Annotated in this window: 18 protein-coding genes, 1 other RNA gene and 1 other annotated feature; of the genes, 4 read left to right on the forward strand and 15 right to left on the reverse strand. The window is 37.5% G+C overall.

What is annotated here, in order from left to right:
- Positions 1-289: 289 nt before the first annotated feature.
- The 12 genes from IGJ27_RS10960 to IGJ27_RS11015 form a co-directional block, all read right to left on the reverse strand.
- Positions 290-1165, reverse strand: a complete 876-nt coding sequence (locus tag IGJ27_RS10960; RefSeq protein ID WP_010720874.1) for a YitT family protein — start codon at positions 1163-1165, stop codon at positions 290-292.
- 447 nt (positions 1166-1612) lie between these two features.
- Complete coding sequence (gene aspS / locus IGJ27_RS10965; RefSeq protein WP_034699943.1) at positions 1613-3379, reverse strand: aspartate--tRNA ligase; 1767 nt, start codon at positions 3377-3379, stop codon at positions 1613-1615.
- A 14-nt stretch (positions 3380-3393) separates the two neighbouring features.
- Positions 3394-4686 (reverse strand): histidine--tRNA ligase, encoded by a 1293-nt coding sequence (gene hisS / locus IGJ27_RS10970; protein WP_010720876.1) that lies wholly within the window; start codon positions 4684-4686, stop codon positions 3394-3396.
- 55 nt (positions 4687-4741) lie between these two features.
- Positions 4742-4951, reverse strand: a binding site (T-box leader).
- 188 nt (positions 4952-5139) lie between these two features.
- Positions 5140-6087, reverse strand: a complete 948-nt coding sequence (locus tag IGJ27_RS10975; protein WP_178306384.1) for an aldo/keto reductase — start codon at positions 6085-6087, stop codon at positions 5140-5142.
- 552 nt (positions 6088-6639) lie between these two features.
- Complete coding sequence (locus tag IGJ27_RS10980; protein WP_178306383.1) at positions 6640-7899, reverse strand: cytochrome P450; 1260 nt, start codon at positions 7897-7899, stop codon at positions 6640-6642.
- Positions 7900-8203: 304 nt separating this feature from the next.
- Positions 8204-8650, reverse strand: coding sequence for a D-aminoacyl-tRNA deacylase (dtd, locus tag IGJ27_RS10985; RefSeq protein ID WP_178306382.1), 447 nt, complete (start codon positions 8648-8650; stop codon positions 8204-8206).
- 11 nt (positions 8651-8661) lie between these two features.
- Entirely contained in the window at positions 8662-10875 is a 2214-nt protein-coding gene (locus IGJ27_RS10990; RefSeq protein WP_010720880.1) for a RelA/SpoT family protein, read from the reverse strand.
- Positions 10876-11081: 206 nt separating this feature from the next.
- Positions 11082-11834 (reverse strand): 16S rRNA (uracil(1498)-N(3))-methyltransferase, encoded by a 753-nt coding sequence (locus IGJ27_RS10995; protein ID WP_178306381.1) that lies wholly within the window; start codon positions 11832-11834, stop codon positions 11082-11084.
- On the reverse strand, positions 11835-12782 hold the full coding sequence (prmA, locus tag IGJ27_RS11000; protein ID WP_010720882.1) for a 50S ribosomal protein L11 methyltransferase: 948 nt from the start codon (positions 12780-12782) through the stop codon (positions 11835-11837).
- 12 nt (positions 12783-12794) lie between these two features.
- Complete coding sequence (locus tag IGJ27_RS11005) at positions 12795-13283, reverse strand: DUF3013 family protein (protein WP_094940554.1); 489 nt, start codon at positions 13281-13283, stop codon at positions 12795-12797.
- Positions 13280-13921, reverse strand: coding sequence for a DNA-3-methyladenine glycosylase (locus IGJ27_RS11010; protein WP_053766269.1), 642 nt, complete (start codon positions 13919-13921; stop codon positions 13280-13282). The genes IGJ27_RS11005 and IGJ27_RS11010 overlap by 4 nt, the downstream gene beginning before the upstream one ends.
- 224 nt (positions 13922-14145) lie before the next feature.
- Entirely contained in the window at positions 14146-14655 is a 510-nt protein-coding gene (locus tag IGJ27_RS11015; protein ID WP_053766268.1) for a DinB family protein, read from the reverse strand.
- 265 nt (positions 14656-14920) lie between these two features.
- On the opposite strand from IGJ27_RS11015, the gene IGJ27_RS11020 reads away from it, so the two are divergent.
- From IGJ27_RS11020 to IGJ27_RS11035, 4 genes are all read left to right on the forward strand, one after another.
- Positions 14921-16216, forward strand: a complete 1296-nt coding sequence (locus tag IGJ27_RS11020; RefSeq protein ID WP_053766267.1) for a replication-associated recombination protein A — start codon at positions 14921-14923, stop codon at positions 16214-16216.
- Positions 16217-16277: 61 nt separating this feature from the next.
- Positions 16278-16472: non-coding RNA, 6S RNA (gene ssrS / locus IGJ27_RS11025), on the forward strand.
- A 114-nt stretch (positions 16473-16586) separates the two neighbouring features.
- Complete coding sequence (locus tag IGJ27_RS11030) at positions 16587-16874, forward strand: hypothetical protein (protein ID WP_010720887.1); 288 nt, start codon at positions 16587-16589, stop codon at positions 16872-16874.
- 70 nt (positions 16875-16944) lie between these two features.
- The gene (locus IGJ27_RS11035; protein WP_010720888.1) at positions 16945-17412 is read left to right on the forward strand and encodes a universal stress protein; all 468 of its coding nucleotides are present in this window, start codon (positions 16945-16947) and stop codon (positions 17410-17412) included.
- Between the two features lie 184 nt (positions 17413-17596).
- On the opposite strand, the gene IGJ27_RS11040 is transcribed toward IGJ27_RS11035, so the two are convergent.
- From IGJ27_RS11040 to IGJ27_RS11050, 3 genes are all read right to left on the reverse strand, one after another.
- Positions 17597-20035: an immunoglobulin-like domain-containing protein gene (locus IGJ27_RS11040; protein ID WP_178306380.1), complete on the reverse strand. Its 2439-nt coding sequence runs from the start codon at positions 20033-20035 to the stop codon at positions 17597-17599.
- A gap of 243 nt (positions 20036-20278) precedes the next feature.
- Positions 20279-21493, reverse strand: a complete 1215-nt coding sequence (locus IGJ27_RS11045; RefSeq protein ID WP_178306379.1) for an immunoglobulin-like domain-containing protein — start codon at positions 21491-21493, stop codon at positions 20279-20281.
- Between the two features lie 223 nt (positions 21494-21716).
- Positions 21717-22901 carry an acetate/propionate family kinase gene (locus tag IGJ27_RS11050; RefSeq protein WP_010737077.1) on the reverse strand — a complete coding sequence of 395 codons (1185 nt, stop codon included), beginning with the start codon at positions 22899-22901 and terminating at the stop codon, positions 21717-21719.
- Positions 22902-22923 lie beyond the last annotated feature (22 nt).

Genomic DNA, 22923 nt, shown 5'->3' on the forward strand with positions numbered 1-22923 from the left:
ATTCAACTATGGACAACGTATAACTAAAAATAACCTTGAAGTCTCAGTAAGATTACATCTAACTGAAAGAATCACTTTACTAAGATCGTTACGACAAATTTAGCAAAATGAAGGGTGAAAATCTCAAAACAGGATAAACTGTTTGAAGATTCTCACCCTCCAGATACAAATCAAGCTACACAATGCCCAACTTTATCAAACGATTTGTAGAATAAAGTTGTTTCCAGCCACACTGATCGATTCATTTATTTGGATATGTCACTTTTTCTGTCAATAAGTTGCACTTGCACTAAACGCCCTCTTCATAAAACCGACCAAGAATTTGGACATTTTCGGCGATACTGACAAACGCTTGTGGATCAGAAGCTTTCATCGCTTCTCTTAACAAAGGCAACTCATAGCGTGTAACGATCGTCATCAACACCGTTTGTTTATCGTGCTTGTAAGCTCCTTCTGCCTCATTGATGATCGTGATTCCACGACGCATACAGTTTTGGATTTCATTGACTACTCGTTCGGGATGCTTCGTTACGATCATCACTTGCATTTTCTTTTGTTTCGTATACATCACGTCGGTTACTTTCCCACTGACAAAGATCGAAAGTGCGCTATAAAACATGTATTGCCAGCCAAAAAGGATACCAGCTACGAAAACAATCAATGCATTGAAGTAAATCGAAATTGAACCAATCGATTTTCCTGTCTTTTTACGAATAGTGATACTGACGATATCCAAACCACCTGAGGATAAGCCATTTCTTAAGGCTAACCCGATCCCTAACCCCATCACAGCTCCCCCAAAAATCGCGCAGATGATTGGATCAGTTGAAAGAACCGTTAGAGGAAGGATATGGATACAAAGTGACGTCAATGTCACGGTGATAAATGTAAAAATCGTAAACTTCTTACCGATTTTCACCCAAGCAAGAACAAATAAAGGAATATTCAATAAGTATAAAGTCGTTGAGACGGGTACTTCGAATCCAATCAACGATTTAGATAAAGTAGTCAGTATTTGTGCCAAGCCAGTGATTCCGCTTGAATAAATATGTCCTGGTTGATAAAAAAAGTTTAGTGCTACTGATGCAATCAATGCATAAACGATAGATACCGAAAGCTTGGTCGTATAATCATGATGCGCCCAATTTTCGAAAGTTTTTTTCATTGCTTTGTATTTCCGGTTACGATCTCGTACTTTCATATGAATTCGTATGAAGAGACAATCATTGGCTGGAAGTCAATTTCTCTCTTTTCCCGGAATTTCCTTTCTTAATTTTAATTTGGATAGTGAGTAAAGATACGTAGTATATAATGAAAGAACGAACGATTACGTTCAGTGACTACTCTATAATGATCCATCATTACACTAACCAAAAAGAAGGATTCATTCTTCGCCTATCGCATCACTAAACGTAGCATCCATTGAAAATATGGGTTAAAACTCAACTGACATTATACGCTATGGCTTAATTATAAATCGTTTTGGAATTAAATCAAGACAACATAAACAAGTACGAGAGTCTTTTTACACCTAGTCCAGACTCCCGTACTTATTATTTATAAAACGATCAATAGAATTGAGTTACTAGTCTTTTGTTCAATACGAATAAACTTAGTCCATGCTGGTTACATCAATATTCAAGTCAAATAATTGGGCATCTGATACCGTACTTGGTGCATCACTCATGACATCTGCTGCTCTACCATTTTTAGGGAAAGCAATAACTTCACGAATGTTTTCTTCACCAGCAAGTAACATCACAAAACGGTCCAAGCCAAGAGCAATACCGCCATGTGGTGGGAACCCATAATCCAATGCAGTTAATAGGAAACCAAATTGTTCTTCCATTTGTTCCTTCGTAAAGCCTAAAGTTTCTAAGACTTTTTCTTGGATTTCACGAGTATGGATCCGGATTGAACCACCGCCTAGCTCATAGCCATTCAATACGATATCATATGCTTCTGCATAGACACTAGCTGGATCTGTACTCAAGCGTTCAAGATCTTCTTCTTTTGGCATCGTAAATGGATGATGAGCGGATACGTAGCGTCCTTCTTCTGCAGAATATTCAAATTGTGGCCATTCTGTGATCCACAAGAAATTGAATTTTGATTCATCAATTAAGCCTAATTCTTTTCCTAAGCGTGTACGGATTGCACCTAGTGTTGCAGCTACGATTTCTTTTGTATCCGCACCAAATAATAAAATGTCTCCAACTTCAGCGTTTGTCGCTTGAACGATTGCTTCTGTTGCATCTCCCATAAATTTAGCGATTGGACCTTTCAAGCCGTCCTCTTCTACTTTTAGCCAAGCTAATCCCTTCGCACCAAATTGGCTAGCGTATTGCCCAAGATTATCTAAATCTTTACGAGAGTAGTTGCTTGAAGCATTTTTAGCATTTAAAACTTTGACGACGCCACCTTTTTCAAGAGCCATTTGGAAGACTTTGAAATCAACATCTTTGACGATTTCACTTAAGTCGATCAACTCCATCTCAAAACGTGTATCTGGTTTATCACTACCGTAGCGATTCATTGCTTCGTCATACGTCATGCGAGGAAACGGTAAAGTAACGTCGATTCCACGAACATCTTTCATCACTTTCGCAATCAAGCCTTCGGTATAATCTTGGATTTCTTCTGCCGTCAAGAATGTCGTTTCAATATCTACTTGAGTAAATTCTGGCTGACGATCACCACGAAGATCTTCGTCACGGAAACAACGAACGATTTGGTAGTAACGATCAAACCCTGCGTTCATCAATAATTGTTTAAACAACTGCGGTGATTGAGGTAAAGCATAAAAGTGCCCTGGGTAAACACGCGAAGGAACAAGATAGTCACGAGCCCCTTCTGGCGTTGATTTTCCTAAATAAGGTGTTTCGATATCCATGAAATCATTATCATCTAAATAATGACGGATTGCTTTCGTTGTTTCATTTCTCATTTTGATATTTTTCGTCATTTTTGGACGACGCAAATCTAAATAACGATATTTCATACGGATCTCGTCTCCGACTGTTTGATCGTCTTCAATCAAAAACGGTGGTGTTTTTGCTTTGTTCAAGATAACAATTTCGTTTGCGAATACTTCATATTCACCAGTGACCATTTTAGGGTTGATGGCTAGCTCCTCACGTTTACGAACCACACCAGTGATTTCAATCACGTATTCACTCCGACATTTATCCGCGATTTCCCATGCTTCTTTATTGACTTCAGGGTTGAAAACGATTTGGACGATTCCTTCTCGGTCACGTAAATCAATAAAGATTACTCCCCCTAGGTCTCTTCGCTTTTGTACCCACCCTTTTAATGTAACAGTTTGATCTAGTTCTTTTGCTGAAATCAAACCGCAATAAGTTGTTCTTTGTGCCATTTTTCTTTTTCCTCCTACTCGAATAAAGTCATTTCATCATAGACTTCATCAAAATGTTCATAAACTTCTGTTAAACTAAAGCTTTTTTCTTTTCTATTAGCCATTGATTTGACTGTGACCGTTTGGTTTTCCAGCTCATCTCCGCCAATAACTAACACTAATTTAGCATTCGCTTTATCAGCCGTTTTGAATTGTGCTTTTGCTTTACGATCCATAAAATCACGATCAGCTGAAAACCCAAAATTGCGGATCGTTTGCACCAGTTTCAATGCTTCGATATTCGTTTCTTCGCCTAAAGCCACAACATAAGCATCTAATTCATTAAATGCCGGAATCACGACTTCTTCTGCTTCCATTGTTAACAGCAAGCGTTCGATCCCCATCGCAAAACCAAAACCGGGTGTTTGAGGTCCGCCTAGTTCTTCAACCAGATTATCGTAACGTCCACCTGCACAAATTGTCGCTTGTGCGCCCATCTTTGGTGCATCACTCATAATCTCAAAGATTGTATGTGTATAGTAATCCAACCCTCGAACCATCGTGCTATCGATTTCGTAAGGTATATTAAGTGCATCCAACATAGCAACGACCATATCAAAATGTTTTTGTGCTGTTTCGCTTAAGAAATCTAAAATCGATGGTGCATCAGCAACAAACTTTTGATCACGTTTGTCTTTACTATCTAACACCCGCAACGGATTCTCATGCAAACGACGTTGTGAATCTTCACTCAACTCTTTTTCAAATGGTGAAAGATAGTCGATCAATGCTTGACGATATGCTTGACGCGTTTCTTTATCTCCTAGCGAGTTGATCACTAATCGAATTTGAGTGATTCCTAATTGTTTAAAGAAATCAAGGGCCATAACCATACTTTCCACGTCAGTTGCTGGATTGTCAGAACCAAAAGCTTCTACTCCTATTTGATGGAATTGACGTAAACGACCTTTTTGAGGGCGTTCATAACGAAACATTGGTCCCATATAAAATGTTTTATAAGGTTTTGCATATTCTGGTCCAAATAATTTATGTTCCACAAAAGAACGAACGATCGGTGCTGTTCCTTCTGGACGTAAAGTGATGTGGCGTTCCCCTTTGTCATAGAAATCATACATTTCTTTTGACACGATATCCGTTGTATCCCCTACACTTCGAGAAATGACTTCATAGTGTTCAAAAATAGGCGTGCGGATTTCATTGTATTGATAATCTCTAAACAATAAACGCGCTGTTTCTTCCACGAACTGCCATTTTTCTGACTCACCAGGTAAAATATCATTTGTTCCTTTTGGTCTTTGGAAACTCATTTTTTTCTCCCCTTTACTTTTCTATGTAAAAAAAAATCCACCCTTATTCATTACGAACAAGGGTGAATGACTAATTCATACACGGTACCACCTATTTTTGAAAGATTGCTCTTTCCTCTAACGATTAACGCTCGTACACGGGACGGCTTTTCACTCGTCCATCTCCAGAGTGTCTTTTAGAACCTAAAACTTTAGATCATTTTCAGCCTTGATGATCCTCTCTTGTAAAGCTTCAGAAACTTACTCGCTCTTTCATTGATATTTTCAATATTACCTATAACCTACTAAAAACAAGGCGTAAAGTCAAGAAAAATCTGTAAATCAACTGAGAATTAATAAGCGCTAACCAACTAGCTGAATAAAACATCTCCTTAATTACTAGCATCCTTCATTCCAGCACACGCTCATTTTTTCAGAGCTAACTTCTTCTGTCACGACCTTCTCTGTATTTTTCTAAAAATCTTTAAAGAGTTGATCAATGGTATGGTAATCAGTGGACGATAAATGAATATCTAATGCACGAGCATTATCTCTAACTTGTTCCGGTTTTTTCGCTCCAGGTATCACGACAGAAATCCGTGGATTTTTCATATACCAAGCTAAAACGAGTTGAGCAATACTAGCTTGATTGTTTTTCGCAATCGGTGCAAGTTGTTCGACAGCCTGAATGATTTTTTCAAACCTCTCTCCTTGAAAATCCGGATTCTTCTTACGAGGGTCATCTGGCGCCATACTTTTAAGACTATTTAAATGATATTTTCCCGTTAACAAGCCGGAAGCAAGTGGAAAATAAGGGACAAAACTAATGTTATGTTGTTCAAGATAAGGCCAACGTTCTTTTTCAGCTTCACGATGGATCAAACTAAATTTATCTTCAACAACATCAACATAGCCATCTTGATTTGCTTCTTTCAGTTGAGTCATTGAAAAATTAGAGACTCCGATTGCACGGATCTTCCCTGCTTCTTTTAGTTTGTGCAACGCAGCGACTGCTTCATTTTTTGGCGTTTCTTTATCTGGAAAATGGATATAAAAAATATCAATATAATCAGTTTGTAAACGTCGGAGTGCTTCTTCTACAGAACGGGTCAAAAATTCTGGTGAATTATTGAATACCCCTTTTTGCCCAGGAACATGGGCAGCTTTAGTGGCAATGATCACCCGTGAACGATCAAATTCATTTTCTTGCAAGACTTCACCGATCAGTTCTTCTGAACGTCCATTTCCATAAGCATAAGCAGTATCAATTAAATTGATGCCGTTTTGCAAAGCGGTTCGTACAACTTCTTTCCCAGTTTCATCTTTTAAGTTAGCAAAAAGATTATGACCACCGATCGCATTCGCTCCTAAGCCAAGTTGTTCAGCGTAAACTTGTGAATGTCCAATTCTTATTTCTGCCATTCGCAATTCCTCCTTTTTTCTTTAGTCTAAAACAAAAAGAAAAAAAGCTAAACTAAAAGAACTTTTGAAAAAAGAGGTTGTGAAAGCAACGGGAAGCTCCGATGACAATAAGAAAGGATTTTTTAAAACAGCTTCTCATATTTTGAAAAATTCAGGCTTATTTCAAGGAGCTGTTGCTTGAACACCGTTTAAAACAAGAGGTTGTGAAAGAAGCGATCAGCTACGAGCGAATAAGAGAGGATTTTTTAAAATAGCTTCTCATATTTTAGAAAATCATCGCTTATTGCTGAGGAGTTGCTTCTTGAACACCGTGAATTAGAGGTTGTGAAAAGAGCGTTTTGACCTGAGCGTTAAGGAGGAAAATCTCGAAACAGCTCCCCATGTTTTGAGATTTTTTGACTTATCGCCGAAGGTCAGCTCTTTGAACACCGTTTACTTGTTTTAGAATAAAAAATAAAGCGCCCCCCAAAAGTTAGTTTTTTTAGTCTAACTTTTTTTTGGGGGGGCGCTACAGAATGAGATTTATATTTCAGACTTTTTATTTTCTACGCACTATTCTTTATATAAGAGTACACGACTATTAGGATAAGTTGGAAATTGATTACTAGGGATCGTCCAATCTTGTTCAGGTACTGAAAATTCATAATGGTTGACTAATTGGTCAGAAAAGACCCGTAAACTGTGTAAAGTGATCCATTCTCCTGCACAGCGATGCATTTGTCGAAAGTCTCCTCCACCTTGAGCAATCATCTCATATTCCTCTTCGTAAGAAAGATCTTTTGCTTTCCCTAAATAACGTTTGATTATGAATGAATCTGGCGCATCGATTGTACGCTCATCATGATTCGTCCCGTATAGATCCAAAATAACCCAACTATCTTTAGGAATAAGATAGCCGTCAACTGACACATCTTTTAAAGCAATTGCTGGCAACATTGGGAAAAATGGATAGTAACGACGCATTTCCTGAATAAACGGATCTTGAAGTTCTGTAAAGTCATTTTTTAACTGCTGTTTTAAGTCTGGTCGACTGAATAAAGCATGTCCCATCAAAGCTGCCCAGACTGTCAATGCTACAGTTGGTCGAATAATATTGAGCAATTCCACCGCAGCCACTTCGATTGGCAACAAATTACCATCAAGATCAGTTGCTTGGGCAAAAGCATATAAAGCGACATCTTCTTTACCTGGAACAGGGTTTGCTCGTGCATCCTCAATCAACCTTTGAGCCCATTGTTCAGATTTTTTACGATTTTCAACCCCTTTGATATGATCGATTGGCGACGTAAATGTCCCACTGATCATAGAAATTTGGTAATCAGCGAACTGATTGATTTCTTCATCGGTCGATTCTGCTAAGTTGATTCCTGACCATTCACAAATCGAAGTAAATAGTACTTGTTTACTTAAATCAAATAATTCAAATTGTCCATGTTGTTCGTTTAACGCTTGAGACAAATTTTTTTCTAAAATTTGATGGTACGTATCCATTCTTTCCGGTGTCATCAAATCCATAAAAATCGATTTGCGATGATGGTGTTGGGCACCGTCTAGTGTTTGAACACCATCTTTCCCAAACAACGTTTTTAATACTAATTTAGGCATTGCTCCTTTTCGTTTGAAATTCCTTGGATCATAAAAAATTTGAGCGGCTTCTTTTCCATAGATCACAATCGCTTCTTTATTGAAGATTTTTGCTTTCACTACTGGCGCATTTGCCTCTTTACGTAATTCCTCTAACAAGTGATAACCTTGCTCATATCGTTTTTTAATCTCGGTTATCTTTATATCGACTACTGGTACCTCTTTCATCTTTTATCTCCTCCAATAGAACACTTCATCTATTATTAGCTTATCTTTTTTTTAGATAGCTGACAAAAAAAGTGTTCTAAAACCAAAAAGACCAAATGGACTCGATTTTAGAACTATTTCTCCTCTAAAATCACTCTTTTTTCCTTAAAAAATAGGTTCCCCCATCTGTATGACACTTTTTGAGTAAGCACGTAAAAAACCGATCACTCAAAGATTCATCACTTGTGCGAATCTCTGAGGATCGGTTGGACTTGACGAGACATGCTTATCTTATTCCAATCAATTATGAATACACTAATATCTCTTATTTATTTTGAGAATCAATGATAATAGTAACCGGACCGTCATTGATCAAAGATACTGCCATGTCAGCACCAAATTGGCCGGTTGCTACGGTAATCCCTCTATTTCTAATCCCTTCATTAAAAGCCTCGTATAGTGGAATAGCTGTTTCGGGACGAGCTGCTGAGATGAAACTTGGACGATTTCCTTTTTTAGTATCTGCAAACAGCGTAAATTGGGACACACTCAAAATTTGTCCTTCGACATCTTCTACACTACGGTTCATTTTTCCTTGTTCATCTTCAAAAATACGCATTTGTGCAATTTTTTTTACTAAATAATCAACATCATCTTGCGTATCTTTTTCATGAATACCTAGTAAAATAACCAGCCCTTGATCGATCTTCCCAACTTCTTGTTGATTGATCGTCACTGAAGCTTTACTTACTCGCTGGACAACAGCTCTCACGTGTTTTCCTCCTAACCATTGGTTCGTCGCACGCTATACACATCTGGTACAGCTTTGATTTTATCCACGATGCTCTTTAGGTGAGCAAGATTTTGGATCCCTACTGTTAAATGGATCGTTGCCATTTTGTCTTTGTTGGTTCTCGCTTCCACGCTGTTTAAGTTTTTAGTCATGGTATTTACCGTTTGTAAGACATCATTTAACATGCCGGAACGATTATAACCATAAATTTCCAGATCAGCATCATATTCTTTTCTGGTATTTGAGGTATCTTCCCATTCAACTTCGATCAGGCGTTCGGCCACATTCGGCTTGTCTACTTGGACATTCGGACAGTCTCTTCGGTGAATCGAGATTCCTCTTCCTTTAGTGATATAACCCACGATATCATCTCCAGGGATCGGGTTACAGCAACGACTGATCCTAATCAACAAGTTATCGACACCTTGAATCACGACACCACCTTCATGGCGAACCTTCATTTTTTCCGGTTCTTTTTTCGGTTGGTTCATGATTTCTTCAGCTTCTTGTTTTTGTTGCTCGATCTTTTGTTCTTTTCTTTCTTTTTCAGTCAAACGGTTCGCCATCGTCAATGCACTGACTTCACCATAACCCACAGCTGCATACATATCATCTTCCGTTTGATAATTCAGCTTTTCTAAAGCATCTTGCAGCTTACTTTTTGCTAAAATTTCTTTAGGTGCAAAGCCTAGATCGATGATACATTTTGTGATTGCTTCATGTCCTTTGATGATATTTTCTTCTCTGTCTTGCGCTTTGAAGAAACGTTTGATTTTATTGCGAGCTTTACTCGTAGCAACTAATTTCAACCAATCTCGACTTGGACCAAACGAATTAGGTGAAGTCAAAATCTCAATAATGTCTCCATTTTTCAACTTATAATCTAATTGAACCATTTTGCCGTTGATTTTGGCACCCGTTGTTTTATTTCCAATGTCAGTATGGATACTATAAGCAAAATCTAAAGGTCCAGAACCTTTTGGCAGTTCTGTCACGTCCCCTTTAGGAGTGAAAACATAGACCTTATCACTAAAGATATCTCCTTTGACACCTTCCATAAATTCTGAAGCATCATAACTTTCATCTTGCAGTTCAATGATTTCGTGGAACCAGCTTAATTGTTTCGTGATACCATCTGGTTCGACCTTATCATTTTTACCTTCTTTGTATGCCCAATGTGCAGCCACCCCGAACTCGGCGATTTCGTGCATTTCTTGAGTTCGTATCTGGATCTCTACCGGATTTCCAGCTGGTCCAATGACTGTTGTATGCAAGGATTGATACATATTTGCTTTAGGCATAGCAATATAATCTTTAAACCGCCCTGGCATTGGTTTCCATTTGGTATGGATTGCTCCTAAAACAGCATAACAATCCTTGATAGAGTCAACGATTACCCGTATTGCAAGTAAATCATAGATTTCATTGAATTGTTTCTTTTGGTCTTTCATTTTCCGATAAATGGAATAAATGTGTTTAGGACGTCCATAGATTTCTGCATAGATATCTAGTTCTTCTGTTGCTAGACGAATATCTTCGACTGTGGCGTTGACATATTTTTCTCGTTCTTCTCGTTTCGTTTGCATCAAATGCACGATTCGATAATATTGTTTAGGATTGAGATAGCGAAGTGCGGTATCTTCTAATTCCCATTTGATTCGACTGATCCCCAAGCGATGAGCTAATGGTGCATAAATTTCTAAAGTTTCTTGGGCGATTCGACGTTGTTTATCTTCACGAAGATGTTTTAGCGTACGCATGTTATGTAGTCGATCAGCTAATTTCACCATAATTACACGTAAATCTTGCGCCATAGCTAATAACATCTTTCGATGATTTTCTGCTAATTGTTCTTCATGTGATTTGTATTTGATTTTCCCTAGTTTCGTTACACCGTCAACTAACATTGCAACGTCTGGACCAAATTCTTCTTTCAAATCATCCAAAGTAACGTCGGTGTCTTCTACAACATCATGCAAAAAACCAGTTGCAACAGTATGGGGGTCCATTCTTAAATCAGCTAAGATCCCAGCAACTTGGATAGGATGGATAATGTATGGTTCGCCTGATTTACGAAACTGGCCATCGTGAGCAGCCGTTGCATAATCGCAAGCTTTTTGAACAAATGCTACATGATCAGGTCCCATGTATTGGCTAACCAATTTAATCACTCCAGGACCTGTCAATAATTCTTCTTTTGGCATGGAACATCCCCCTTTCAAAGGTTACGAACAACAGCTGTTGCTCCGAATAATATTAAAAACCATTCTTCTTTTTTATAACATAACTAGAAACAAACTCATGCACACCATTCATTTGATGTCATCCGTTGTTTACAATAAAATAATTGTTTTTATTATACAGATTGTTCGGAATTTTTTCAATTTTTCCTGATTTTATTCAGTTATTATCAGTGAGTGAGCTCCCACTGATAACTTGCCGCACTTAAAAGATAAAGAGGTGCCGTCTCCGTACGTAAAATCCGTGGTCCTAATCCACATAAGATTCCACCTTTTGCAACAAAGGCTTCGACTTCTTCAGGAGCAAGACCTCCTTCAGGACCAAAAACGGCTAAAATCCGACTACCATCAGTGAGTTCTTGGAATACCTTAGCTAAATTGGCTAGTTCTCCTTGTTTTGCTGACTCTTCATAAGCAATCAACAACACATCATAAGCAGATAGTCGATCAAAAAGAGCTTGCTGACTTTCCAATAATTCCACTTGGGGCGCAATCTGTCTATGAGATTGTTCAGCTGCTTCTTGAGCAATTTTGTTCAAACGTTCTTGACGTTTGTTTCTTTTTTTCGCATCCCATTTTACAATAGATGTTTTAGCTGGAAAGCCAATAAATCCATGCGCACCTAATTCTGTTCCTTTTTGAACGATCCAGTCTAGTTTATCCCCTTTTGGATAACCACTGGCAATCGTGATGTTATTGGGTAATTCCTTTTGGCTTTTTTCTTTTTCAAGCTCGCTCAAATAAACGGTATCTTCACTGATTTCTGTGATTTCCGCACGAATCGATACTTGATCGTTGAATGCTAAATAGACTTGATCTTTTGGCGCCATGCGCATGACCCGTACGATATGATGAAATGCCTCTCCCGAAAGTTCGAAGCGTGTATTTGGTTGATACGCCTCTTCTAAAAAGTAACGTTGCATTTATTCCACCTCAGGCTTTTTCAAGATAATTGCATACCAATCTTTTTGTTGGAAAATTTGATCAACGACAAAGCCCTGTTCTTTCATGGCGTCAATGACCATTTGTTTTTTTTCTTCAATGATACCAGATACGATCAGGCGCCCCGTTTGTTTTAATAAGCGCCAAGCATCAGGGATCATCAACAAAATAATATCTGCTAAGATGTTCGCCACGATAACATCACTTTCGATTGTGATGCCGTTCAATAAATCATTAGCAGCTACGTGAACATCTTTGGCTACTTCATTCATATCCATATTTTCTTTCGCTGCACGAACAGCCACTTCATCCAGATCATAGGCATAAACATCTTTGGCTCCTAAGTATTTTGCTGCGATACTTAAGACGCCAGAACCAGTTCCTACATCTAAAAGTGTTTCTCCGCCACGCAATACCGTTTCTAATGCTTGCAATGTTAAAGAGGTAGTTGGATGTGTCCCTGTTCCAAATGCCATTCCAGGATCTAATGTAATGATCTTTTCTAATGGATCACTTGTTTGATACGCTTCCCAACTAGGCACGATCGTTAACATTCTGGTGATCCGTACTGGGTGATAATACTTTTTCCAAGCAGTTGCCCAGTTGCTTTCTTCCACTTCACTAACGGTGATGATATTTTTACCGATCGCCAAGCCAAATTCTGGGAGTTGGGCTACACGGTCTTTGATAAAAGGCAAAATCTCTGGTAAAAAAATCGTTTCAGGGAAATAAGCCATCACCAGTGCGCCTTCTGTTAATGAAGTAAAATCTTCTTTATTCAAGATTTCCCCATATTGATCAGACTTGAAATTTTCAACGTCTAAAGCATCTTCAATCGCAACACCGCTTGCTCCTGCTTCCATTAGTATATTAGCCACAGCTTCCACTGCTTCACTGGCGGTTTCAACTTTTACTTCATTCCATTTCATGACATTCACTCCTTAATAACTTGGATAAGGCAAATAGACGTCCGTCTCATTTTGCTGTTTTTCTTCGACTAGTTTTGCTAACTGTTGATTGTCCCAATTCAACTCAAACACTGCTGTTTCATCATCTGCATCAAGAAAATCTAAGAGATCACTTTGCCCTTGCGCTAATACTTCGTTCAAATACTCAATCAATGCATCAATGACCGATTTGACTATCCCTTTCTTTCCTTCATAAGGAATAACCGCTAAATAATCTTTTTCATCAAAATGGGATTTTTGTGGATTGAACAATAAAATACCATCTTCAAATTCAATGATTTCTTCTTCGGAAACTACACCTTCGGCATCATCGATTTCCAAATGCGCTTTATTTTCTGCAAATAGTCGGACAATGATTTCAATCGTATGGTTTTTCGTATCCCAGTCTAATGCCACATCATAATCAGTGATCGTTTTTTCGATTGTTTTGTCTAAGTAGTCTAGTAAGTTTGTTTTTTTCATTTTTTCTTCCTCCAGCCCCAGTCTTCCTCCACCAGGTTCTTTCTTTGTAATGATAGATATGGATTTCCAGCCACTACAAAACGTAATGGTTTGTCTGTCCATTCTCCTTTGTTAGGAATACCGATCCTTGGCAAAGCCATGATTTTCTTAGGTATTTTTGTTTTTTCAAAAACAAAATGCAACGGACTGTCTAAAATCGATTGTCCATAAAGTTCTTGTGGTAATCCTAATGCCGCTACCAATTTTCCGGGACCGTTACTAATATCAGGACCAGTCTTCCCACCTCTGTTAATGCTCATTTGAGCCACACCAGTTGCAGGCTCGATTGCACGGATCATTACCCCTTGTGGAATCCCTTCAGGTTGCGTAATAATATTTAAAATACGGTGGGTGTGCATCGTATAAAGATAAATCGTTCCTGGCTTTTCATACATCGCTGCCACTCGTGGGGTTCTGCGCATCCCAAAACTATGAGCCGCTTCATCTTCTGGACCAAGATATGCCTCTGCATCAACGATGTAACCACCAACGGTACCAGTTGGCGTAACATATTCTAAATACATCCCTAAAAGATCTCTGGCAACTTCGGGTGTTGTTTTATTCAATAAAAGTTCATCTAATTGCTCTTTATTTGTCATTTTATTCACCACCCTTATCATACACAATATTGAAAGCATAAGCTATGGAAACCAAGAAAAACCTACAGCAATAGACAGGCAGATAAGAATAGCCGAAAAATCCCAAAAATAGGAAGAACTATCTTCGGATTCTCCGGCTTATTTTTCAGAACTAGACACTTCTGTCACAGCCTTTTATAGGATTTTACATAGACCGTTCAAACCAGAACAAGGTTTAGCATTCATTATTTACCGAGCACCAGTCGGCGAGTATAGATCCCCTGACCAGAATGCATCACTGCATCATCAATGATCGACACGAGACGATCTTCACGTGTGACAGGAGGTGTCCAGTTGGAATCAATGACTTCATCAAGTGTTCCTTCATCGACTTGTTCCAAGTACTCAATCGTCAATGAAACACTATTAGCTAAATAATCTGTAAGTAGTTTTTTGTCTGTTACGACGACTTTTTTTGCTTCCGCAGGTGTGTGTTGCCAATCTTGCGTATCATCAGGCAGATCTAATGCAAATTTTCCAGACCAGTCTTGACTAAACCACAGTGGTTCACTATTTTTCAAATCGGATATTTGAAGGTCTAATTCTCGAGCAGTATGCCAGATCAGCCAAGTTACTGATTTGATCAAAGGTGCCGGCATCGTATTTGCTTCTGCTACATCTAGCTGGTCTAACGTTTCTTCAAACCGTTCTTGTGCTCGTAACAATGTTTCACTCAATAATCGTGTCGCTTTCATTTTTTTCCTCCTCCAAGCCATCTATGTCTTCACTCCCTTTATTTTACCTCAAATCAGAATAAACGAGGAAGCTGGTGCTTTATTTTAAAAGTCCCCCAGTCCTTTCAATAAGGATCCTCTCTGTTAAACTTAGCTTGAATATGAGTAAACTCGTTTCCTTTCACTTTTACAGTTTACGGCGTTCTAAATTAGCGTTACCATAAAGTGGATTGTCTTAATGTATGGTATAATTAACGAACGAAAAATAAAAAAAGGAGGCCGTTTTATGCAGCAACCTTTAGCTTATCGGATGCGTCCACGAACGATCGATGAAGTCGTAGGACAAGAACATTTAGTTGGTGAAGGAAAAATTATTCGGCGAATGGTTGATGCCAAAATGCTGTCTTCCATGATTTTATATGGTCCACCAGGAACTGGTAAAACCAGTATTGCTAGTGCGATTGCTGGCTCAACCAAATTTGCCTTTCGCATGCTCAATGCAGCAACTGATTCCAAGAAAGACTTACAAGTAGTTGCCGAAGAAGCCAAAATGAGTGGCACTGTCATTCTCTTACTTGATGAAATCCATCGTCTTGATAAAACGAAACAAGATTTTTTGCTCCCTCATCTGGAAAATGGACGGATCATCATGATTGGCGCAACAACTGAAAACCCCTATATCACGATTAATCCTGCTATTCGCAGTCGAACACAGATTTTTGAAGTAAAACCCTTAAACGAATTAGATATCCAGCAAGCGGTTCGATCAGCACTAAGTGATAAAGAGCGTGGACTTGGTCATCTAGCTATTCAACTAGACGAAAACGCCTTGCTCCATCTATCACGCGCAACGAACGGCGATCTTCGAAGCACACTTAACGGCTTGGAATTAGCGGCTCGTTCGACCGAGCCAAATGAACAGGGCATCATTCACTTGACGCTAACGATCGTTGAAGAATGTATCCAACGAAAAGCCCTCACTCATGATAAAGACGGAGATGCTCATTATGATGTGATTTCAGCATTTCAAAAATCGATCCGAGGAAGCGATGTTGATGCAGCACTTCATTATTTAGCCCGTTTGGTTGAAGCTGGTGACCTGGCAAGTATCTGTCGGCGCTTGATGGTGATTGGTTATGAAGATATTGGTCTAGGAAACCCTGCTGCCGCAGCTAGAACTGTCAATGCTGTCTTAGCTGCTGAACGTCTAGGACTTCCCGAAGCAAGGATTCCTTTAGCAGATGCCGTAGTTGATCTTTGTCTCTCTCCTAAATCAAATTCTGCTTATGCCGCTTTAGATGAAGCGATTGCTGATATCCGCTCAGGCAACGCTGGCGAAGTGCCCGATCATTTACGAGACAGTCATTACCAAGGAGCCAAGGCATTGAATCGTGGGATTGGTTATCAATACCCTCACAATTTTGATCAAGCCTGGGTGAACCAACAATATTTACCCGACAAATTAAAACAAGCGTCTTATTATCATCCGAAGACTACAGGAAAATATGAACAAGCCCTTGGGCAACAATATCAGCGAATCAAAGAATGGAAAAAATCAGGAGGCAATAAGCCAACGACATAGACTTGATTTTCCATGAGCGCTCTCATTGCTCTTTTTATTTCCATATGCTACTATAGAGGTGGGAAATCTGTGATGTTCGAATTGTCCTCTTTGTGTGTTGACCGAACATTTTTATTGATATCTTGGGACCCGTCTTGTGTCACTGCTGGTAACATGCCTTATCATTTGGTAGTTCGAGGCTACGACCGTGGGACCCACCTGCTTGAATTCGCGGGATCAATACTACAGGACGAACAACGGCATTAACGGAGATTACCATTTTTTGAAGATTAAGGGGCTATGCCAATTACTTGGTACAGCTCCTTTTTTTTCGAGTAGATCCCTTGAAAAACATTATTTGACCAATCTTTAGACTTTTGGAGGAATTTCTATGATTCAACTTTTAATGGGCATTGCCGCATTATTATTATTATTTGTTAGCTATTATTTATTAAAAAAACAACCCATCTTTTTCGTATTAATAGAAGAAACAGAGAAAAATCGTGGCTATTTACAATTCTATGGTGCCATTTACGCTTTCCTAGGGGTGTTAGGTATTTTTGTCGCCTTCTTCAATCAACGATTTATTGCTTTGGCTTACCTGCTCTTGGTCATTATTGTTGCTTCTGTCTTCAGTTTTACTTTCGCTCGGAAAATGGTCAAACCAAACAGTAAATAATTCTCTTTTTGTTCAACTTGTTTTACAATAGAATTATAAATGATTGATTTATCTGAAGGAGTGAATGCTTATGTTACAACAGTACAAAAAAATTATGGTTGCCGTAGATGGCTCTGATGAAGCTGAATTAGCTTTTAAAAAAGCCGTAAACGTTGCTATCAGAAATAATGGAGAACTTTTATTAGCACACGTGATTGATACTCGTTCTTTCCAAACCGTTTCATCATTTGATGGCATGTTGGCAGAGCAAGCAACTGAAATGGCGAAGCAAACGCTAGCTGATTATGAAGCAAATGCTAAAAAAGCGGGATTGAACAATGTTACTACCGTGATTGAATACGGCTCGCCGAAACAAATCATCGCTAAAGAAATTCCTGAGGATAACCATGTAGATTTAATCATGTTAGGTGCAACAGGATTGAATGCTGTTGAACGTCTATTTATTGGTTCTGTTTCAGAATATGTGATTCGTAACGCCACTTGTGATGTTCTAGTGGTACGTACTGATTTAGAGAATAAATTACCTGAAAAAGAATGATTAATTACTAAACAAGCGGTTGTGACAAAAGTATGTCACAACCGCTTTTATTTATTTTTACATATGCTAAAGAGCTTGGCACGTTCTTTTGTTCCAAGCTCTTTTTTAGATTATTTATCCAATCAATCATTTTTTCTAACCTAATCGATTTCATGATAAAAATATTTCTTTGTCATCAATTCGCCTATTTATTTCCTTTAGGAAGTACAATAATGTGCGCATCATTATAAGCTTTTTGTGCTTCTTGTACTTTCGCTAACAGTCTGTCTTTATAAGGTCCATCCACAAGACGGTGGACAAGATTCAATGCAGTATTAATATCATTTTGAGTATTGTTTGTACTTGGTTTACCATTAAAAAACAGACGATCCACCACTGGCGTTGCGTTTGATACAGCAATTAACTGATCGTATTTTTCATGCAATTCATTGGTCGTATAGCCTTCTAAAAATGGAATGTTTATATAAGGAAGTTCACCTAGTTTTTCTGCAAGATCGATCATTTCTTCTGTTGTAAAACTACCTTTAGGATTACCGATATCTCCATCAATAAAGTGTTTATCCATCGTCTCATTCGCAACTTGCCATTTTTGCATCAATGTATCGTATGCTTTTTGTGCTTGATTGACTTTTTCCAATAACGCTGTTTTTTGATCACTATCTGGTAAGCTTTCGACTTGTTGTTTCGCCGCATCAATTTGAGCTTTAGTATTGCCTACTTTTGCTCCATTTCCATCAAACAAATTATTTACTATCGTTAAAGCATCTTCGATTGCTGAATTCAAGATAGAAACTTGTTTGCTCAAAATTTCTTTCCCTTGTTCATCTAAGCTCACTAAAGTAATTGTTTTAGACGTTGCTGATACTTTATTTTTTGCATATACTTCAAATCGATTATTCTTTAACAACTTAAATCCTGGGAAGTACTCTTTTCCATCTACTATCAATTTGAATTTCTTGACATTGCCGGTCACGCTTCCTGTAATATAATCAGTGTTTACTTTATAATAATCTACAACTAAGCTTGGAGCGTTAAGGGTGATTTCTTGCATGCCGATTTCTATACCTTCAGCATTTAAAACTTTTAAAATCACTTTTTTAGAATCTACTGTTACTTTATTTTTTGCATACACTTCAAAATTATTATTCTCTAAAAGTTTAAATCCTGGTGTATATTCTTTGCCATCAACAATCAATTTGAATTGTTTAGCCTCACCTGCAATTTGACCTTTGATGTAATCTTTACCTACTGTATATTCTTCCACCGTTAATTTAGGTGATTGTACAGCAACTTCTCTTGTACCTGTTTCTTTTCCATTTGAATCAAAACTTTTCACTGTAACTGTTTTTGTTGTCGAAGGAATCCTTTTCCCAATATAAAGTTGAAATTTATTATTTGCTAATAATTTAAATCCTGGTGTGTATTCTTTGCCATCAACAATCAACTTGAACTTCTTGATTTTCCCACTGTATTCTCCCGTCATATGGACATTTCCATAATGATAAACATCCACTTTGAATGCATTTACTCTATCATCCAAAGCTGCTTGAGCGATTTCTAATTTTTTCAATAATTGTGCTTTAACAGGAGATATATTATTTACCGCATCTACTTTTCTTCTAGCTTCATCTATTGCTTCTTGAGTATTACTTTCTTTGGGAGTGTCTCCATTAAAGAGCTGATTTACAGCTTCTACCGCTTGTTTTTCTGCAGGATCTTGGACAATATGTGCATCATTATAAGCTTTTTGTGCTTCTTGTACTTTCGCTAATAGTCTGTCTTTATAAGGTCCATCCACAAGACGGTGGACAAGATTCAATGCAGTATTAATATCATTTTGAGTATTGTTTGTACTTGGTTTACCATTAAAAAACAGACGATCCACCACTGGCGTTGCGTTTGATACAGCAATTAACTGATCGTATTTTTCATGCAATTCATTGGTCGTATAGCCTTCTAAAAATGGAATGTTTATATAAGGAAGTTCACCTAGTTTTTCTGCAAGATCGATCATTTCTTCTGTTGTAAAACTACCTTTAGGATTACCGATATCTCCATCAATAAAGTGTTTATCCATCGTCTCATTCGCAACTTGCCATTTTTGCATCAATGTATCGTATGCTTTTTGTGCTTGATTGACTTTTTCCAACAACGCTGTTTTTTGATCACTATCTGGTAAGCTTTCGACTTGTTGTTTCGCCGCATCAATTTGAGCTTTAGTATTGCCTACTTTTGCTCCATTTCCATCAAATAGATTATTGACTGCATCAGTAGCATGTTGAATCACTTCATCTGCAAGTGTATTCTTCTGTTCCGGTACTGGCACACTTGATGCGTTCTGTTCTTTTGTAGTGGAAGATGTTGTTGTTTCTTCTACTTTTTTATTTTCTTTTTCTTCTGAAGCGTGTGTTTGACTTGTTTCACTCGCCTGACTTGATTGATTTGATTGATTTGCTTCTTCTTTTTTCTCATTTTTTTCCGAAGTAGTAATAGTGATGCCTTCTCCCGCCCCATTTTGATCTGCATGGACCATTGGTGTCACTACTCCAGATAAACTAGATAATACTAATGCACTCGTAGTTGAAAACGACACTAAATTCTTTTTCAAGTTCCCCTTTTTCAATTAAAAACCACCCTTTTTTGTTTATTTGATTTAAGGAAATAATAACCTATTCGGGCTCGCTATTTTTTTTAATTATTTAAAAAAAAATGTCATTTTTTTAAATAGACTATTTTATAAAATAAAAAACAATGTTAAAGTTACTCACTTCGGTAAAAAAATTTTTGTTTGTGACACTGGCTGTTCTTCTATTTCTATTCAAGTAACTTTTTATACGAGTCGTTAATGCTTCAGCTATAAAAATAGTCAGTCTTTATTCGTTGAATCAATGAAAACCACTTGCTTACTAACGATTTCTTTTCCTTGTTCATCTAAACTAATCAAAGTAATAGATTTAGTTAGCGCCGATACCTTGTTTTTCGCGTAGACTTCAAATTGATTATCCTTTAACAATTTAAATCCTGGAAAATACTCTTTTCCATCCACTACTAACTTAAATTTCTTTACTGCCCCAGCATAGGTACCTGTAATATATTCATTTCCTAATTTATAGTCATTTATATCTAAGTAGGGAGATTGGACTCTAACTAAACCAGATTTTAACAAATCTCCTTCTGAATTCAGAGCAACCAAAACGACTCTTTTACTTCCACGTAATATTTTATCTTTCGCATAGACTTCAAATTGATTATTCGCTAATCGTCTAAAACCTGGAGTGTATTCTTTCGTGCTTCCTGTGGTCCCCACCCTCAATTTAAATTTAGCAACATCACCAATAAACTCACCTTTGACATAGTTTTCTCCTAATGTGTAATTGTTAATGGTGAGTTTCGGTGCTTGAACTGAAACGTTTTGAGAACTTGTCTCTTTTCCTTTTTTATCAAAGATTTTTACTGTGACTGAAAAAATTGAAGGCGGAATTTTCTTTCCAATATAAAGTTTGAACTGATTATTTGGTAACAAAGTAAAACCTGGGGTATATTCTTTATCGCCAACAATCAATTTAAATTGATTGATTTCCCCTTCATAAGCACCAGTCATATATACGTTTCCATAAATATAGGGGTCGATTGTACAGGAAGGAGTTTTTTCGTCAAATTCTTTTTGTCCATTTTTTTCTTTAGAATTTGTCATTTTAGTCTGTTTTGAATCATACATTTCTTGCGCTTGAACAATTTTTTCAAATAATTTTGTTTTTTGTACACTTTCTGTTAATTCCATTACTTGTAGCTTTACTTCATTAATTTTTGCTTGGGTATTACTTGTTTTTGCTCCTGTTTCATCAAACAGAAGTTTCACTGCCTCAGTCGCTTTCTTAACGTTTTGATCATTAGGAATGTTCGTTTGTTTCACATCTGAATGTTCACCTGAAATATTTGCCTGGCTGATTTCACTTTTCATTGTTTTCTTTCCTGAGACTTCATTTTGTTCTGCGTATACAAATGGACTGGCAGTTATAGATGAATTAGCTAATATTAGTACACTCATAATCGTTATCGTTAATCGATTTGTTTTTATCAATTCAATCTCCTCCCTTTTTTTCATAATACTTTATTTTATTTCTATATTTTTTATTGATTTAAAAAAGAACATTTCTTTTTTTCAATCAATCACTTTTTATAGACAAAACAAAAAAACGAAGTGAACAATGTTCACTTCGGAAAAAATTTATTCTTAAAATTATGATACGTTCGTTACACTATTTCATACCTAAAAAAGGCTAACAACTATTTCATTAGAATATTTATTTACGTAAACGTTCCACGTCACGAGCGATCATTAATTCTTCATCAGTTGGAATGACAAGTACTTTGACTTTTGAATCTTTTGTGGAGATATCTAATTCTTCCCCACGTTTTTTATTCATTTCAGGATCAATTTCACAACCAAACCATGTCATCCCTTTAATGATTTCACTACGGACGTGCCCATCATTTTCGCCAATTCCAGCAGTGAAAACAATTGCGTCAACGCCGTTCATCGTTGTCACATATCCACCAATATATTTACGGATACGGTCTACAAAGATGTCATATGCCAAATGGATATGCTCTTGTTCATAGTTTTTCTCAAGATCACGCATGTCACTTGATAAACCTGTTAGACCTAACAAACCTGATTTTTTGTTTAAAATGTTGACCATTTCATCAATATCAATCTCTAATTTTTCCATTAGATAAGGTAAAACAGCTGGATCGATGTCCCCTGAGCGTGTTCCCATTGTTACACCTGCCAGTGGTGTGAATCCCATCGAAGTATCAACTGATTTTCCACCATCTACTGCCGTAATTGAAACACCATTCCCTAAGTGACAAGTGATCAATTTCAACTCTTCGATTGGTTTCTCTAACATCTTAGCCGCACGTTCTGCTACATAGCGATGACTTGTACCATGGAAGCCATATTTTCTTACTTTGAAATCTTCATAGTAAGAAACAGGTAAGCTATACAAATAACTGCTTTTTGGCATTGTTGCGTGGAATGACGTGTCAAACACAGCCACACTTTGGATATCAGGTAAGATTTTTTTAAATGCTTTGATACCCATTAAGTTAGCAGGGTTATGCAATGGTGCAAACTCTGCCAATTCTTCAATGCGATCCATCACAGCTTCATCCACGATTACAGAATCAGCATAAGTTTCTCCACCATGAACCACACGATGTCCTACACCAGTGATTTCATCGTAAGAGCTTAAGATTTGTAATGCAATCAGTTGATCTAACAACATTTTTACTGCTACTTCATGATCATCGATGTCCATGATTTTCTCAAATTTTTGATCTTCACCATATTTGATCGTAAAAATTGAATCTTCTAAACCGATTCTTTCGACAATTCCTTTAGCAATTACGGTTTCTTCTGGCATTTGATATAGCTGCCATTTTAAACTTGAACTTCCAGCGTTGATAGCAATTGTTTTAGACATATAATTCTCCTTCTTAGTGCGT

Origin of the sequence: Enterococcus sp. DIV1726a (assembly GCF_051710985.1) — a bacterium.
Taxonomy (GTDB): domain Bacteria; phylum Bacillota; class Bacilli; order Lactobacillales; family Enterococcaceae; genus Enterococcus_B; species Enterococcus_B hirae.